The organism is Pseudomonas sp. P1_F7 (genome assembly GCF_056405655.1).
Window position 1 is genome coordinate 158584 of record NZ_JBFUBR010000012.1, and the last position, 15753, is coordinate 174336.

The 15753-nt window shown below is 61.5% G+C and carries 15 protein-coding genes; 10 read left to right on the forward strand and 5 right to left on the reverse strand.

The window, feature by feature from the left end; all coding sequences use genetic code 11:
• Positions 1-8: 8 nt before the first annotated feature.
• A complete protein-coding gene (locus tag AC1D1M_RS18735; RefSeq protein WP_477776778.1) occupies positions 9-938 on the reverse strand; it encodes a LysR family transcriptional regulator in 930 nt (309 codons plus the stop codon).
• A 226-nt stretch (positions 939-1164) separates the two neighbouring features.
• Here AC1D1M_RS18735 and AC1D1M_RS18740 point away from each other — a divergent pair, with 226 nt between their 5' ends.
• From AC1D1M_RS18740 to AC1D1M_RS18760, 5 genes are all read left to right on the forward strand, one after another.
• Positions 1165-2655 (forward strand): aldehyde dehydrogenase, encoded by a 1491-nt coding sequence (locus AC1D1M_RS18740; RefSeq protein ID WP_477776779.1) that lies wholly within the window; start codon positions 1165-1167, stop codon positions 2653-2655.
• Positions 2656-2676: 21 nt separating this feature from the next.
• The gene (locus AC1D1M_RS18745; protein WP_477776780.1) at positions 2677-4047 is read left to right on the forward strand and encodes an aspartate aminotransferase family protein; all 1371 of its coding nucleotides are present in this window, start codon (positions 2677-2679) and stop codon (positions 4045-4047) included.
• 380 nt (positions 4048-4427) lie between these two features.
• Positions 4428-5414 (forward strand): ABC transporter substrate-binding protein, encoded by a 987-nt coding sequence (locus tag AC1D1M_RS18750; protein WP_477776781.1) that lies wholly within the window; start codon positions 4428-4430, stop codon positions 5412-5414.
• Between the two features lie 8 nt (positions 5415-5422).
• Positions 5423-6226, forward strand: coding sequence for an ABC transporter permease (locus AC1D1M_RS18755; protein WP_007990681.1), 804 nt, complete (start codon positions 5423-5425; stop codon positions 6224-6226).
• Positions 6214-7047 (forward strand): ABC transporter ATP-binding protein, encoded by an 834-nt coding sequence (locus AC1D1M_RS18760; RefSeq protein WP_477776782.1) that lies wholly within the window; start codon positions 6214-6216, stop codon positions 7045-7047. The genes AC1D1M_RS18755 and AC1D1M_RS18760 overlap by 13 nt, the downstream gene beginning before the upstream one ends.
• A gap of 47 nt (positions 7048-7094) precedes the next feature.
• Here the strand turns inward: AC1D1M_RS18760 and AC1D1M_RS18765 are convergent, their stop codons facing one another.
• A complete protein-coding gene (locus tag AC1D1M_RS18765; protein WP_477776783.1) occupies positions 7095-8174 on the reverse strand; it encodes an endonuclease/exonuclease/phosphatase family protein in 1080 nt (359 codons plus the stop codon).
• Between the two features lie 66 nt (positions 8175-8240).
• Positions 8241-8915 carry a YciC family protein gene (locus tag AC1D1M_RS18770; RefSeq protein WP_116264107.1) on the reverse strand — a complete coding sequence of 225 codons (675 nt, stop codon included), beginning with the start codon at positions 8913-8915 and terminating at the stop codon, positions 8241-8243.
• Between the two features lie 179 nt (positions 8916-9094).
• On the opposite strand from AC1D1M_RS18770, the gene AC1D1M_RS18775 reads away from it, so the two are divergent.
• From AC1D1M_RS18775 to AC1D1M_RS18785, 3 genes are all read left to right on the forward strand, one after another.
• Positions 9095-9874 (forward strand): DUF2076 domain-containing protein, encoded by a 780-nt coding sequence (locus tag AC1D1M_RS18775; RefSeq protein ID WP_477776784.1) that lies wholly within the window; start codon positions 9095-9097, stop codon positions 9872-9874.
• Between the two features lie 120 nt (positions 9875-9994).
• Positions 9995-10474, forward strand: coding sequence for a LabA-like NYN domain-containing protein (locus tag AC1D1M_RS18780; protein ID WP_007990686.1), 480 nt, complete (start codon positions 9995-9997; stop codon positions 10472-10474).
• Positions 10475-10496: 22 nt separating this feature from the next.
• Entirely contained in the window at positions 10497-11102 is a 606-nt protein-coding gene (locus tag AC1D1M_RS18785) for a 3'-5' exonuclease (RefSeq protein WP_477776785.1), read from the forward strand.
• A 136-nt stretch (positions 11103-11238) separates the two neighbouring features.
• On the opposite strand, the gene AC1D1M_RS18790 is transcribed toward AC1D1M_RS18785, so the two are convergent.
• Positions 11239-11691: an Lrp/AsnC family transcriptional regulator gene (locus tag AC1D1M_RS18790; RefSeq protein WP_007990688.1), complete on the reverse strand. Its 453-nt coding sequence runs from the start codon at positions 11689-11691 to the stop codon at positions 11239-11241.
• A gap of 165 nt (positions 11692-11856) precedes the next feature.
• Here AC1D1M_RS18790 and yedA point away from each other — a divergent pair, with 165 nt between their 5' ends.
• Both yedA and AC1D1M_RS18800 read left to right on the forward strand, forming a co-directional pair.
• Positions 11857-12789, forward strand: coding sequence for a drug/metabolite exporter YedA (yedA, locus tag AC1D1M_RS18795; RefSeq protein ID WP_477776786.1), 933 nt, complete (start codon positions 11857-11859; stop codon positions 12787-12789).
• A gap of 78 nt (positions 12790-12867) precedes the next feature.
• Complete coding sequence (locus AC1D1M_RS18800) at positions 12868-14208, forward strand: RNA helicase RhlE1 (RefSeq protein WP_150726987.1); 1341 nt, start codon at positions 12868-12870, stop codon at positions 14206-14208.
• 57 nt (positions 14209-14265) lie between these two features.
• Here the strand turns inward: AC1D1M_RS18800 and AC1D1M_RS18805 are convergent, their stop codons facing one another.
• Positions 14266-15513: a TIGR03862 family flavoprotein gene (locus AC1D1M_RS18805; protein ID WP_477776877.1), complete on the reverse strand. Its 1248-nt coding sequence runs from the start codon at positions 15511-15513 to the stop codon at positions 14266-14268.
• Positions 15514-15753: the final 240 nt, after the last annotated feature.

The window sequence follows — 15753 nt, forward strand, 5'->3', positions numbered from 1 at the left end:
CGCAGCTCCTACGAGGCCTGGGTTGACCTTTCGGATTTCGCCGTGAGTTGTTCGCGGCAATAGTCTGCAAACAACTGCGCCGGTTTGGTCAGTTGCCCACGCTTGAGCCATGCCGCCACCAGCCCGGAACCGGTGACGTCTTCGGCGATGTCCACGCACACCACTTTCTGTCCGTCGTAGGTGCACTCCGAATGCGGCTTGGTCACCAGGATCGAGAACCCGAATCCCTGGCCAACCATGCCCCGCACCATCTCGATCGATGGCGAGCCGAAAGCGATGCGTGGCGTCAGGCCTAGCTCATCGAACAGGCTGACGAAGTAGGTCCGGCTCGGCTGCACATCCAGAAGGATCATCGGCTCCAGGCACAAATCCCGTAGCGACACCTGCGCCTGCTGGGCAAAGCGGTGATCCGCCGGCAGCAGCGCGTAAGGTCGTTGCGCCGGCATCAGCGGTTCGGTTTCGATGGTGCCGTCGAGGTCATGTTCATAGAGGATCGCCAGATCGAAGGCACCGGAGGTCAGGCCCTGTACCAACTCCTGCTGCTCGCCGTCGCGGATGCGGATTTCTACCCCCGGGTACAACGCCGAAAACCCGGCGATCAGTTGCGGCAGGTACAGCGGCGCGACGGTTTCGAAACAGCCGATATCAATCTGCCCGGACACTACATCGTTGTCGGCCAGGGCGTTTTGCTCGAACTCCTTGGCCATGCGAAGCAGCTCCTGGGCCTTGCGGTAAAAGCGGGCGCCGCTGGGGGTCAACGACACGCCCTGGGCGTGATGGCGGATCAGCAGTTGCACGCCGAAGCTGTCTTCCAGCCCTTTGATGGCCGTGGAGATCGAAGGCTGGGCGATGTACAGCTTGCGCGAGGCCTCGGCGACGCTGCCGCACTCGACGGTGGTGATGAAGTATTTCAGTTGACGCAGATTGTAGGCAGCCACAGCAAACCTCGGGGGAGAACGGATCAGGCATCCTGGCAATTTGCGCGCCACCCCTATCCGCTCGGGCAGCGATTTGTTGTGTTTGAACAATAACCACATGCCGCGCCAGAAGGGAGATTGGCTACGTAGTTTTTTCTTGGCCTGCGAACACATTTTTACTGGTTTTCCACCGCTTGGGCCTGAGCGACTATCCAATACACAAGAATGTCCAACGGAGCATCTGAACGTGTTCGAGCTTGAGTATTGGCAACGCAAGGCCGCTTCCCTGCGGTTTCCCGACCAGGCCGTGATCGACGGTCAGCGCCGCGCGGCGCAGTCGGGGCAGACTTTCGCCGCGATCAACCCTGCCACCGGGCAATGCCTGGCCAACGTTGCCGCCTGCGGCGAAGAAGACGTGAACGCGGCAGTGCACAATGCGCGGCAGGTCTTCGAGGCTGGCACCTGGGCTGCGCGCTCGCCGACCGAACGCAAGCAAGTGCTGTTGCGCCTGGCCGACTTGATCCTCGAAAACCGTGAAGAGCTGGCGCTGCTTGATTCGCTGAACATGGGCAAACCCGTCGCCGATGCCTACAACATCGACGTGCCGGGTGCCGCTGGAGTGTTCCGCTGGTACGCCGAAAGCCTCGACAAACTCTACGATCAGGTCGCGCCGAGTGCGCAGGACGTGCTGGCAACCATTACTCGCGAAGCCCTGGGCGTGGTGGCAGCCGTGGTGCCGTGGAATTTCCCCCTGGACATGGCCGCGTGGAAACTCGCCCCGGCCCTGGCCGTCGGTAACTCGGTGATCCTCAAACCGGCCGAGCAGTCGCCGTTTTCCGCCCTTCGTCTGGCTGAGCTGGCGCTGGAGGCGGGGATTCCGCCAGGCGTACTCAACGTACTGCCGGGCCTCGGCGAGCAGACAGGCAAGGCTCTGGGCCTGCACCCGGACGTCGATTGCCTGGTGTTCACCGGCTCCACCGAAGTCGGCAAATATTTCATGCAGTACTCGGCCCAGTCGAACCTCAAGCAGGTGTGGCTGGAGTGCGGCGGCAAGAGCGCCAACCTGGTGTTTGCCGATTGTCAGGATCTGGATCTGGCGGCCGAGAAAGCCGCTTTCGGCATCTTCTTCAATCAGGGTGAAGTCTGCTCGGCCAACTCGCGGTTGCTGGTGCAGCGCTCGATCCATGATGAGTTCGTCGAACGCCTCAAGGCCCAGGCCGAGCGCTGGTTGCCGGGCGATCCGCTGGACCCGTCGAGCGCCGCCGGGGCCATCGTCGACAGCCGTCAGACTGCGCGCATCATGAAGTTCATCCAGCGGGCCGAGCAGCAAGGCGCGACCAAGGTTTGTGGCGGTCGGCAGTCGATCTTCAATGGCTCGGACAACTTCATCCAGCCGACGATTTTCACCAGCGTGACGCCGGACATGCCGCTGTTTCGCGATGAGGTATTCGGCCCGGTGTTGGCGATCACGGCATTCGACGACGAGGCCCACGCCTTGCAGTTGGCCAACGACAGCGTCTACGGTCTGGCGGCCTCGCTGTGGACCGACGACCTCAATCGCGCCCACCGTGTGGCGCGACAATTGCGGGCCGGCACGGTGTCGGTCAACAGCGTCGATGCGCTGGACGTGACCGTGCCTTTTGGCGGCGGCAAGCAGTCGGGTTTCGGCCGCGATCTGTCCCTGCATTCATTCGATAAATACACCCAGTTGAAGACCACCTGGTTTCAATTGCGCTGATAACAAAACGGAGAACTGGCGATGACCACATCACGTGACACCCGCGACTACCAGGCCGCCGACGCTGCGCACCACATCCATGCGTTCGTCGATCAGAAAGCCCTCAACGAAGAGGGGCCACGGGTGATGGTCCGTGGCGAACGCCTGCACCTGTGGGACAACGATGGCCGGCGCTACCTCGACGGCATGTCCGGGTTGTGGTGCACCAACCTCGGTTACGGGCGCAAGGACCTGGCGGACGCGGCGAGCCAGCAGCTGGAACAGTTGCCGTACTACAACATGTTTTTCCACACCACCCACCCGCAGGTGATCGAGCTTTCCGAACTGCTGTTCAGCCTGCTGCCGGGGCACTACAGCCACGCGATCTACACCAACTCCGGCTCCGAAGCCAACGAGGTGCTGATCCGCACGGTGCGTCGTTACTGGCAGGTGCTCGGCAAGCCCGAGAAGAAAATCATGATCGGCCGCTGGAACGGTTACCACGGTTCGACCCTGGCTGCGACGGCGCTGGGCGGCATGAAGTTCATGCACGAAATGGGCGGCATGATTCCGGACATCGAGCACATCGACGAGCCGTACTTCTTCGCTCACGAGGGCAACCTGACGCCAGCTGAATTCGGTCTGCGCGCGGCACAGCAACTGGAAGCGAAAATTCTCGAACTGGGCGCGGACAAGGTCGCAGGCTTCATTGCCGAACCGTTCCAGGGCGCCGGCGGCATGATCTTCCCGCCGGAAAGCTACTGGCCGGAAATCCAGCGCATCTGCCGCAAGTACGATGTGCTGCTGTGCGCCGATGAAGTGATCGGCGGCTTCGGTCGTACCGGCGAATGGTTTGCTCACGAGTACTTCGGTTTCGAGCCGGACACCCTGTCCATCGCCAAGGGCCTGACTTCGGGCTACATCCCCATGGGCGGTTTGATCCTGTCGAAGAAAATGGCCTCGGTGCTGGTGGAGCAGGGTGGCGTGTTTGCCCACGGCCTGACCTATTCCGGGCACCCGGTGGCGGCGGCGGTGGCGATTGCCAACCTCAAGGCCCTGCGCGATGAAGGTGTGGTGACGCGGGTCAAGGACGACATCGGCCCGTACCTGCAACAGTGCCTGCGCGAAGTGTTCGGCAAGCACTCGCTGGTGGGTGACATCCAGGGCACCGGCATGGTCGCGGCGCTGCAACTGGCCGAAGACAAGTCCACTCGCAAGCGTTTCGCCAACGAGAACGACATCGCCTGGCGCTGCCGTACGATTGGTTTCGAGGAGGGGGTGATCATTCGTTCGACCCTGGGCCGGATGATCATGGCGCCGGCGTTGATTGCCAGTCGTGAAGAGATTGATGAGCTGATCAGCAAGACCCTGAAAGCGGTGGATCGTACGGCGCAGGAATACGGTCGGCTCTGACATCACCTGAAGGTCCTTCGGMCCTTATCGCGAGCAAGCTCGCTCCCACATTCGATTTGTGTCTGACACGGATCCCCTGTGGGAGCGAGCTTGCTCGCGATTGCTATTGCACATTCAACACATTTCCCAAGTCTTGCACCCACCCTGTGCATTCCTGTCTACAACGCCTTTTAACGGTGCGCGCTAACGAGTTTTTTCATCGTTCGCATCCACATATTTCCTCATTTTCCTATTCCCGCCCTTGGGCCAACATCGATCTCGCCAGCCAACCCAATGCTGCCCGCCGAAGGGTCCATCAGAGACCACAGGCCGCAGCTGCACCCGGGCCACTGGCCGTACTGCCCATGACAAAACTAAATCAACAGCTTTGGGAGTGCTCCATGATCAAGTCCTTGCTTACCCGCGTTGCCCATCCACTGGCGATCACCGCCATCGCCGCGACGGTCGCCACCAGCGCCCAGGCCGGCACCCTGTCCATAGGTCATACCACCTGGGTCGGCTACGGCACCCTGTACCTGGCCCAGGACCTTGGCTACTTCAAGGAAAACGGTTTGACCGTCGAGTTGCCGGTGGTCGAAGAAGCGGCGATGTACATGGCCGCACAAGCTTCCGGCGAGTTGTCCGGCTCGGCGTCGACCATCGACGAGGTGCTCAAGTACCGTCCGCAATTCTGCTTCAAGGCCGTGGCCGCGCTGGACGACAGCCATGGTGGCGACGGCGTGCTGGTGGGCAAGGACGTCAAGAGCCTGCAGGAACTCAAGGGCAAGGCCGTTGCGGTCAACGAAGGTTCGACCTCGCAGTTCTGGCTGTCCTATCTGCTGAAAAAACACGGCATGAGCATGAGCGATATCACCGTGCAGAACATGACGGCCGACGACGCCGCCACCGCGTTCATCGCCGGTCGCGTACCGGCCGCCGTGACCTGGGAACCGCACCTGTCGATGGTGCGCGACAAGAAGCAGGGCAAGGTGCTGATCGACAGCAGCAGCACACCGGGCGTGATCGTCGACGTGGTGGCGCTCAACTGCACCGTCATCGAAAAACAACCGGAAGACGTCAAGGCATTGGTGGCCGGTTTGTACAAAGCCGTGCAGTACACCAAGGATCATCCGCAGGAAGCCTACAAAATCATGGCCAAGGGTGTCGGCGGTTACCTGGCCGATCCGAAGGAACTGGAAGCGGCCGCTCAGGGCGTGCGTTTCTACGATCAGGCCATGAGCGAAAAACTGCTGGGCGCGCCGGGCAAGCCGGGTGACAGCGCACCGCTGATCAAACTGGCCAACGAGACCGCCAGTGAGCTGCAAGGCAAACCCTACAACGTCAGCAATGACGACCTGATCGACAACCGCTTCGTCACCCCGCTCTAGGAGGCTGCATGTTCAAGCGCAATTCATGGCTGAGCCGCTGCATCACGCCCAAGACCGGATTGCCGGTCTCAGTGATCTGGAGCGCGAGCGGCCTGGCCTGGGTGCTGTTGGTCGGCCTGTGGGCCGGCTTGTCTTACGGCGGCGTGGTGCCGGGCATGTTCCTGCCGACGCCGGGCGCGGTGGTCGAGGCCGCCGTACGCCTGGGTCGCGACGGCACCCTCGGCCAGCATGTGTGGGCCAGCGTCGAAGTGGTGATGGTCGGGTTCATTGTGTCGTCCCTGGTGGCAGTGCCGCTGGGTTTGCTGATGGGCAGCTTCCGCATCGTCCAGGCCTTCCTTGAGCCGCTGGTGAATTTCATTCGCTACCTGCCAGTGACCTCTTTCGTGCCGCTGTTCATCCTGTGGATCGGCATCGGTCTGGAGCAACGGGTGTCGGTGATCATTTTCGGCGTGTTCTTCCAGCAACTGGTGATGATCGCGGACGTGTCCAAAGGCATCTCCAAGGACCTGATCAACGCCTCCTACACCCTCGGTTCGAACCGTCGTGATGCGGTGCTGCACGTGATCGCCCCGGCTTCCCTGCCAGGTGTGCTCGACACCCTGCGCGTGACCATGGGCTGGGCCTGGACATACCTGGTGGTGGCTGAACTGGTCGCCGCTTCCAGTGGCCTGGGTTACCTGAGCCTCAAGGCCATGCGCGGCTTTCAGGTGGATGTGATTTTCCTCGCCATCGCGATCATCGGCCTGCTGGGCCTGGTCACCGATCAACTGTTTCGTTTCCTACGTCTGAGGATCACCGCATGGGCTCAGTAACCGCCGCCACTCATCGTTTTACCGCCCCTCAGGCTGCCCCGGTGAACGCGCCTCGGCTGCAAGTGGACAAGGTCAGCCTGCGTTACAAGAAACCTGATGGCGGTACCTTTACCGCGTTGGAGGAAGTGTCGTTCGAGGTGCCGGACCAGCAATTTGCGGTACTGGTCGGACCTTCGGGTTGCGGCAAGTCGAGCCTGCTGTACCTCACCGCCGGCCTGGCCGAACCGACCTCGGGCGAGATTTACGTCGGCGGCCAACAGGTGGAAGGCCCCGGTGCGGATCGCGGCATGGTGTTCCAGAGCTACACGCTGTTCCCGTGGCTGACCGTGCGGCAGAACGTCGAGTTCGGCCTCAAGCGGCGCGGCATGCCAGCGGCGCAACGCAAGGACATCGTCGATTACTACGTCAACGAAGTGGGCCTGAGCGGCTTTGCCGACAACTACGCCAAGCAGTTGTCCGGCGGGATGATGCAGCGTGTCGCCATTGCCCGCGCGCTGGCCAATGACCCGCAGATCCTGCTGATGGACGAACCCTTCGGCGCCCTCGACAGCCAGACGCGCCTGCAAATGCAGCAGCTGTTGTTGCGGGTGTGGGGCAACAGCAAGAAGACCGTGTTGTTCGTGACCCACGACATCGATGAAGCGATTCTGCTCGGCGACCGGGTGTATGTGATGGGCGCCAGACCCGGGCGGATCAAGCAGATCCTCGATGTGCCGATCGAGCGTCCACGCAACCTGGACATGGTCATGGAGCGCTCGTTCATCGAGATGAAGCGCGAGATCTTCGGGCTGCTGCATGATGATCTGGAGGAGGTGCATTAAGGCTGATTGCGGCCAGGCACCATCCCACAGGTTTTGCATCTGGAGGGTTAGGGCGTTGCGGGTAGAAGGAACCGCGCAATCACCGGCAGGTGATCGGAGATACGCAATGTATCGTCTTGCCTCACCATAGCCTCGACCCGTTTGATCCGCGGACTGTAGAACAGGTAGTCGACGGTCCGGTCCGGGCCGTTCAGCCCAGGGTCGTTCGGGTAGTGGGTCAGCCAGCGTTCGCGGTCGATACCACTGGCTTCGTTGTTGGTCGGGATCATCGGGTACTTGTCCCACAGCACGTGCAACGGGCTGTCGGCGGAGTAGGGTGCGCGTTGCGCATCGGGCAGGCGTCGATACTGGCCTAGCGGCAACAGGTTGAAATCCCCACCGATCAGCCACGGCGTGCCACGGCTTTCGAATTTATCGAGGGCCCTGGCCACGGCGTTCACCTGGTTTTGCAAGTCGTTGTCGGCTTGGGTGGCGCGGTCCAGATGGGTATTGAGCACCGCTATCTGCCCGCCATCACTCAACGGCAAATAGCTCACCAGCAAGGCGTCCCTGGGGTTGAACTGGCGGCTGAGCGGATTGCCCGAGGCGATTGGCAGTTGCAGGCGTTCGGTATGTTCGATCTGGTAACGGCTCAGAGTTGCCAGTTGCCGGCCGACACTGCCGAAGATGTGCGGGTTCGGCACGAAGTCGGCTTTCCAGTCGAAGGCGCTGGTGCCACACGGATACAAATCGGCGAGCCGTTCTTGCAGCAGTTTGAACTGGTGCTGGTAATCGCTGGCCTTGGCGCCGTCGTCCAGCTCCTGTAGCAGCACGATGTCCGGTTGTTCGTCGCGAATTACCCGCGCCACTTCATCGAGGCTGAAGGCCATGTCTTCCGCTGTGGGGCGTTCGTCGGTACCGGCGGCCAGGTCACTCCAGAACACGTAACGCTTGCCGGCCAGGGACTGGACGTTCCAGGTCATCACCTTCAGCGCCTGCCCGGGGACCAGGGTCGGGGCCTGGGCACTGCAACTGACGGGCAACACTTCTTTGGCATCGGGGCGCCAGGTCAGGCTGTAGATCATCGCGGCGATCAGGCCGATCACGATCAGCAGGCCCAGCAGGGTGTAGCGCAGTAGACGGGTCATGGCTCGGCTTATTAGCGTTACAGGATTGTTCCCGAGCATACCCGAGAGCGATGGTCGCGCCCAAGGTCAGAGCGAGCTGTCATTTCTCTCAGGCAACGGGTTGATCAGCATGAACAGACGGAACAGCACCACGCTGGTAAACAGCTGCAGGAAACTGTGGGCGCTGTCGATCAGCACTGAAACCACCGGGTTCTGAGGTTCCGGGTACGCCGCCAGCGTCACGCCTTTGAGCAGCCACAACGGCCCCATCACACACAGAATGCACAGCAGGATGCGCAAGAAATGCCCTTGGGTCATGCGCAGGCTTTCCTTCATGGCCGCCAGCGGCGCCAGGCCGCGCAACACCAGCAGGTATTCGCCAAACGCCAGGGTCACCATCAGGTAGATACCCGGCAGGAAATACAGCGACAGGCCAAGCAGAATCAGCACGGTATTGAGCGCCGTCAGCAGGGCGAAGCGTGGCCACAGGCTTGCCGCCATCGCCAGCAGGTCGCGGTTGCGCGGCGACTCGCCCCGGCTGCGGGCGTCGAGAAACAGAATCAGCGCGGCGGTGTACAGCGGGTACACCAGCAAGCCGACGATCACGCTGATGCCGGGGAAACTGTCTGGCTCCGTGGAGTGGTCGACCACTTGTTGCAGCAGAGCCTCAAGCATCACCAGCGGCAGGCACAGCTGCACGATCTGGCCCAGATTGCGCTTGAAGAAATACAGGGAGTCACGCAGGACATCTAACGGATTCATCAGTTGGTATCGCAGGTTGGATGCAGTGGCTCACTTTAACCGATGAAGTGCTCGGGGACGCAAACGTAAACGTTCGGTAAAGGTCATTGAAACAACTTGTTTCAGCCTCCATTAAGGTCGAGCACCTTATTCTCAGTGGAAAAGGGCAACGATTTCCCCCGGCAATCTAAGAGGTCGCCATGAACAGCGAAGAACAAACCCTGATCGATGGACTGTTTTCCCGGCTGCAACAGGCCGAAACGGACTCAGCCCCGCGCGAGGCCCAGGCCGAGGCGCGGATCAAGGAACACCTGACGCGCCAGCCCGCGGCAGGTTATTTCATGACCCAGGCGATTCTGGTGCAAGAGGCAGCAATCAAGAGCCTCGACGAGCAGAACCAGCAACTGACCCAGCAAGTCCAGCAATTGCAGGCCGAACTGCAACAGGCCAAGGCCCAGGCGACCCCGGCTCCTGCGCAGAGTAGTGGTGGCTTTTTGTCGAGCATCTTTGGTGGCAGCTCTCGTGAGCCGCAGCCCGCGCCAACCCAGAGCGTACCGCCATCGAGCGGTGGCTGGCGTGAGCCGGGACGCTCGTCGTTCGGTTCGCAACCGCCACAGCAGAACTTCGGCGCGCCGCCGCAAAACTTTCCACAGCAGGGCTATGCACCGCCGCCACAGCAGGCTCCGGCAGCGGGCGGCAGCAGTTTCCTCGGTGGTGCGCTGAAAACCGCCGCCGGCGTGGCAGGTGGCGTGATGCTGGCCCAAGGCATCAGCAGTCTGTTCCATCACAATCAGCAACCGGAAGTCGTTGAAGTCATCAAGGAAGAGCCGGCCCAGGTCAATGACCAGGGCAACAATGGCTGGGGCGATGACCAGCGCATGGCTGGCAACGACTCCTACAGCAACGATCAGGGCGGGTTCAGCGACGCTGATTACAGCGATGACTCGCTCTTCGGCGGCGACGACGACTCCTTCGTCTGACACGCCATTCGTCCGGAGCGCGCCTGCGCKCCGGGCCGATTATTCGCGGAACAATCCTTGAGGCTGGCATACTGGGCGACTTTTCGGGCCTGGTGCCTGATTCAGCCTTGAGGAAAGCCGGTGAAAAAAATCGCAGTGTTCGCCGATGTCCAGAACCTCTACTACACCGTGCGTCAGGCTTATGGTTGCCACTTCAACTACGCCGCACTGTGGGCTGACATCAGCAAACAGGGCGAGATCGTCGAAGCCTACGCCTACGCCATCGACCGTGGCGACAGCAAACAGCAGCAGTTCCAGCAGATCCTGCGCAACCTCGGTTTCACCGTGAAGCTCAAGCCGTACATCCAGCGCAGCGATGGTTCGGCCAAGGGCGACTGGGACGTGGGCATTACCCTCGACATCATGGATGCCGCCGACCATGTCGACGAAATCGTCCTGGCCTCCGGTGATGGCGATTTCGACATGCTGCTGGAACGCATCATCAGCAAACACGGGGTGCAAGCGGTGGCCTACGGCGTGCCGGGCCTGACCGCCAACTCGCTGATCCGCGCCGCCAGCCGCTACGTGCCGATCGAAGGCGCGTTGTTGCTCAAGAATTGATTTTTACGGAGTTGAACCAGGTTTGGAACGCATAGCAGTCATCGACTTTGAAACCACCGGGATCTCCCCGAGCAGCAGTTGCCGGGCCACGGAAATCGCCGTGGTGATCCTTGAACAGGGGCGCATCGTCGAGCGTTACCAAAGCCTGATGAACGCCGGCGTGCGCGTCCCGGGCTTCATTGAGCAACTCACCGGCATCAGCAACGCCATGCTGCGCACCGCACCCTCGGCCGAGCAAGTGATGAACGAAGTGAATGAGTTCGTCGGTACCACGCCATTGCTGGCGCACAACGCGGCGTTCGACCAGAAGTTCTGGGACTTCGAACTCGGGCGAATCAAACGCACCCGCTTGCAGAACTTTGCCTGCTCGCTGCTGCTGGCCCGCCGCCTGATGCCCGCTGCGCCGAACCACAAACTCGGCACCCTGACCACGTTCGCCAACCTGCCCCACACCGGCAAGGCCCACCGGGCCATGGCCGATGCCGAGATGGCGGCGAACCTGACGGCGCACCTGGCCGAGGAGTTGCGGCACAAGCATGGCTTGCGCGAGCTGTCCCATGACTTGCTGTGCAAGTTGCAAAAGGTGCCGGCGGCGAAAGTGGGCGAACACCTCAAGCGCTATCGCTGATCTCGAAAACACCGCAAATCCCCTGTGGGAGCGAGCTTGCTCGCGATGGCGGAGTGTCAGTCGATTCACCTGTTGAATTGTAAATCGCTATCGCGAGCAAGCTCGCTCCCACAGTGGGTGCTTCTGTGTTTCGGAATTATTTGCCATTCCCTTCAATGTGCCCCAACGGCACCCGTTTCTCTATTGCACTCGACAACACAATCGACGTCTTGCTGAACCCGAACGTGGCAATCCGGTTGATCAGCTCTTCCAGCTCCGGCATCGAGCCCACCGCTGCTTGCATGATCACGCACGGGTCGCCGGTCACCCGATGGCATTCAGTCAGTTGCGGGATTTTGATCAGGTCGTCGTAGGCTTTCTGGTTGCCGTGCTGGTTCAGGCGCAGTTCGATCACGCACTGGATCGGCAGGCCGAGCTTGGCCATGTCGACCTTCGCCTGATAGCCGGTGATCACACCGCTGGCTTCGAGCTTGGCCACGCGCTCGGCCACGGCCGGGGCGGACAGGTTGACCTTGCGCGCCAGGTCCGCGTAGGACGCGCGACCGTTTTCCAGCAGGGCGCTGAGCAGCATGCGGTCGTACTTATCCATCGGGGTGACTCCTGAAAATGGCCGACTTTCGAAAACACGGTTTATAGCGCTGAACTCCGTGATTTGAAAAGTGTACTGGCGCTTTAAACAGGTTTTGTAACTTATTTTCCGAAGCTGGCCTTTCTAGAATAGCCGTTCACTTGTCCTTGCCTGTGAGCTGCCCCCATGTCCGGCCTTCGTCGCTTTCCCTTACCCTTGATCGCTGCCTTCTTCGCCTTGTATGTGATTTGGGGCTCGACCTACCTGGTGATCCGCATCGGCGTGGAGTACTGGCCGCCGTTGTTGCTCGCCGGTATCCGCTTCGTCATCGCCGGGACCTTGATGTACGCCTTTCTGCGCTGGCGCGGGGCGCCGGCGCCGACCTGGGCGCAATGGAAAGCCGCCGGGATCATCGGCATTTTGCTGCTGGCGTGCGGCAACGGCGCGGTGAGCGTGGCCGAGCACACGGGCGTGGCCTCCGGGGTGGCGGCTTTGGCAGTGGCGACGGTACCGCTGTTCACCTTGCTGTGCGGATATTTCTGGGGCGCGCGTAATACCCGTCTCGAATGGGCCGGGATTGTGCTCGGGCTGATCGGCATCGGCATGCTCAACCTGGGTTCCAACCTGCAATCGAGCCCGCTGGGCGCGGCGTTGCTGATTTTTGCAGCGGCGACCTGGGCGTTTGGCTCTGTTTGGAGCAAACACCTGCCGTTGCCTCAGGGCGCGATGGCCAGTGCTGTGGAAATGCTGGTGGGCGGTGTGGTGTTGCTGATTGCCAGCGCAGTCAGTGGTGAACACCTGGAAAAGGTGCCGCCGCTCGAAGGTTGGGCCGCATTGGCGTATCTGACCGTGTTCGGTTCGATCATCGCTTTCAACGCCTACATGTACCTGTTGAAGCACGTGCGTCCGGCCGCTGCCACAAGCTATGCCTACGTCAACCCGGCGGTGGCGGTGTTGCTGGGGATCGTGTTCGTCGGCGAAACCATCGGTATCGAAGAAGCCCTGGCGATGGCGGTGATCATCAGCGCCGTGGTGCTGATTGGCCTGCCGCAGTGGCGTCGCACGCCAGAGCGGCCAGTGGTGGCGACGGCGGTGCCGACAGAATCCCGTGTGAATTAGGGTAAACTGCGCGCCATTGCATCTTGTTTTGCACACTTGTTTTGAACAACCCGCGCTGAATTTTCCTACGGTACTCCCATGACTTTCGCCACCCTTGGCCTGATCGAACCCTTGCTGCGCTCCCTCGAGACGCTCGGCTACCAGACTCCGACGCCGGTTCAGGCGCAAGCCATTCCGGCGGTGCTGGCCGGTCGCGACCTGATGGCCGCCGCCCAGACCGGCACCGGCAAGACCGCCGGTTTCGCCCTGCCGCTGTTGCAACTGCTGGCCATGGAAGGGCCGAAAGTCACCGCCAACTCGGTCCGCGCGCTGATCCTGGTGCCGACCCGCGAGCTGGCCGAGCAGGTTCACGAAGCCGTGCGCCAGTACGCCGAGAACCTGCCGTTGCGCACCTACGCGGTATACGGTGGCGTCAGCATCAACCCGCAAATGATGAAGCTGCGCAGCGGTGTCGATCTGTTGGTGGCGACCCCGGGCCGTTTGCTCGACCTGTTCCGCCAGAACGCGCTGAAGTTCAACCAGCTGCAGACCCTGGTGCTGGACGAAGCCGACCGCATGCTCGACCTGGGCTTTTCCGAGGAGCTGGCGAACATTTACCGCGCGCTCCCTAAGAAACGTCAGACGCTGTTGTTCTCCGCGACCTTCTCCGATGACATCCGCCTGCTGGCCGGGCAGATGCTCAATGACCCGCTGACCATCGAAGTCAGCCCGCGCAACGTCGCGGCCAATACCGTCAAGCAATGGATCGTGACGGTGGACAAGAAGCGCAAGCCGGAACTGTTCGTGCACCTGATGCGCAAGGGCAAGTGGAAGCAGGTGCTGGTGTTTGCCAAGACTCGCAACGGCGTGGATGCGCTGGTGGATAAACTCCAGGGCCTGGGCATCAACGCCGATGGCATCCACGGCGACAAACCCCAGGCGACTCGTCAGCGCGCACTGGATCGTTTCAAGGCGAGTGAAGTGCAGATCCTGGTCGCCACTGACGTAGCCGCCCGTGGCCTGGACATCGAAGACTTGCCGTTGGTGGTCAACTTCGACCTGCCGATCGTGGCCGAAGATTACATCCACCGCATCGGTCGCACCGGCCGCGCGGGTTCGACTGGTGAGGCAATTTCCCTGGTGTGTGCTGATGAAGTGAATCTGCTGTCGGCCATCGAGATGCTGACCCGTCAGACCTTGAAGCGGCAGAACGAGCCGGATTTTGAGCCTGAGCACCGCGTGCCGGACACCGATGCCAGTGGCCAGGTCGTCAAGAAACCGAAGAAACCGAAGAAGCCCAAGGCTTCCGGTGGTGGCGGTGGTAAACGCAATCTGGGTCGGTGGGTTGATAGCGGAGAGGTTGCGCCGGCAGAGCCTTCGATCAAGCCTGTGCGCAAGGTGCCGGTGTTCAATACCGGGCCGCGTAAGCGTAAGCCTTAAAGAAGCAGCGGCAAGCGGCAAGCTACAAGCGGCAAGTTAGAGCCGTTAGCTTGCCGCTTATAACTTGCCGCTGCTCCTAAACCATTCCACCATCCCCAACCCCGCCGCTCGCCCGCTGGCGAAACACGCGGTCAGCAGATAGCCGCCGGTCGGCGCTTCCCAATCGAGCATTTCCCCGGCGCAAAACACGCCAGGCAGTTGCTTGAGCATCAATCGCTCATCCATCGCCTCGAACACCACACCGCCCGCGCTGCTGATGGCCTCGTCCAGTGGACGGGTTTTCACCAGTGTCAGTGGCAATGCCTTGATCGCGCTGGCCAGCAAGGCCATGTCGGCAAAGCAGTCGGCGCTGGTCAGTTCACGCAATAGCGCCGCTTTGACCCCATCGATGCCCAACTGACTGTGCAAATGCTTGGCCATGGATCGCGATCCCCGTGGCTTGCTCAACGCCGCTTGAACTTTATCCACAGGCCGGCCGGGCAACAGGTCCAGATGAATGGTTGCCGAGCCGTGCTGGATGATCGCCTCGCGGATCGGTGCCGACAGGGCGTAGATCAAACTGCCTTCGATTCCGGTGGCGGTAATCACACATTCGCCGAGCCGCGGAACGTCATCGTTAAGGCCGATGGCGATGTTTTTCAGCGGCGCGCCGGCGAATTTGCTGACCATCAATTCGCTCCAGGCCTGCACCTCAAAGCCGCAATTGCTCGGTTGCAACGGCGCCAGTCCTACGCCGTGTTGCTCCAGTGGCAGCATCCACGCGCCGTCCGAGCCCAGCCGCGACCAACTGCCGCCACCGAGGGCGAGCAGGGTGGCATCGGCCTGCACGGTTTTTTCACCTTCCGGGCTGTCGATGCGCAAACCGCCGCGCTCGTCCCAGCCGAGCCAGCGGTGGCGGGTGTGGATAACTACGCCACTGTCGCGCAGGCGCTTGAGCCAGGCGCGTAGCAGCGGCGCGGCCTTCATGTCGGTGGGGAATACCCGGCCGGAGCTGCCGACGAAGGTTTCGATGCCCAGGTCATGAATCCACTGGCACAGCGCTTCGGCACCGAAGCCGCGCAGCAGCGGGGCGATCTGCGGGGCGCGTTCGGCGTAGCGCGAGAGAAACGCCGGGTAGGCTTCGGAGTGAGTGATGTTCATGCCGCCGACGCCGGCCAGGAGGAATTTTCGTCCGACCGAAGGCATGCCGTCGTACAGGTCGACCTTGATCCCGGCCTGGCTCAACACTTCGGCCGACATCAGACCGGCGGGGCCGCCGCCGATGATGGCGACGTGAGGGGAGAGGGCTGGCGAGGATTGGGTCATGGAATGCGCTGCGGTCTGGCGGGATAAGCCGGGCATTCTAGCAGCCCGAATCCTTGTGGGAGCGAGCTTGCTCGCGATTGCGGCGTGTCAGATACATGGATGTTGGATGTGCCGACGCCATCGCGAGCAAGCTCGCTCCTACAGGGGGCGGTGGTGTTTGCTAATGCTGGTCAAAAAACAGCCAGCGCTCTGTAGCCTATACGCAGTGTGGGCTGTAGGCCCTTTCACTCAGGTTATCCA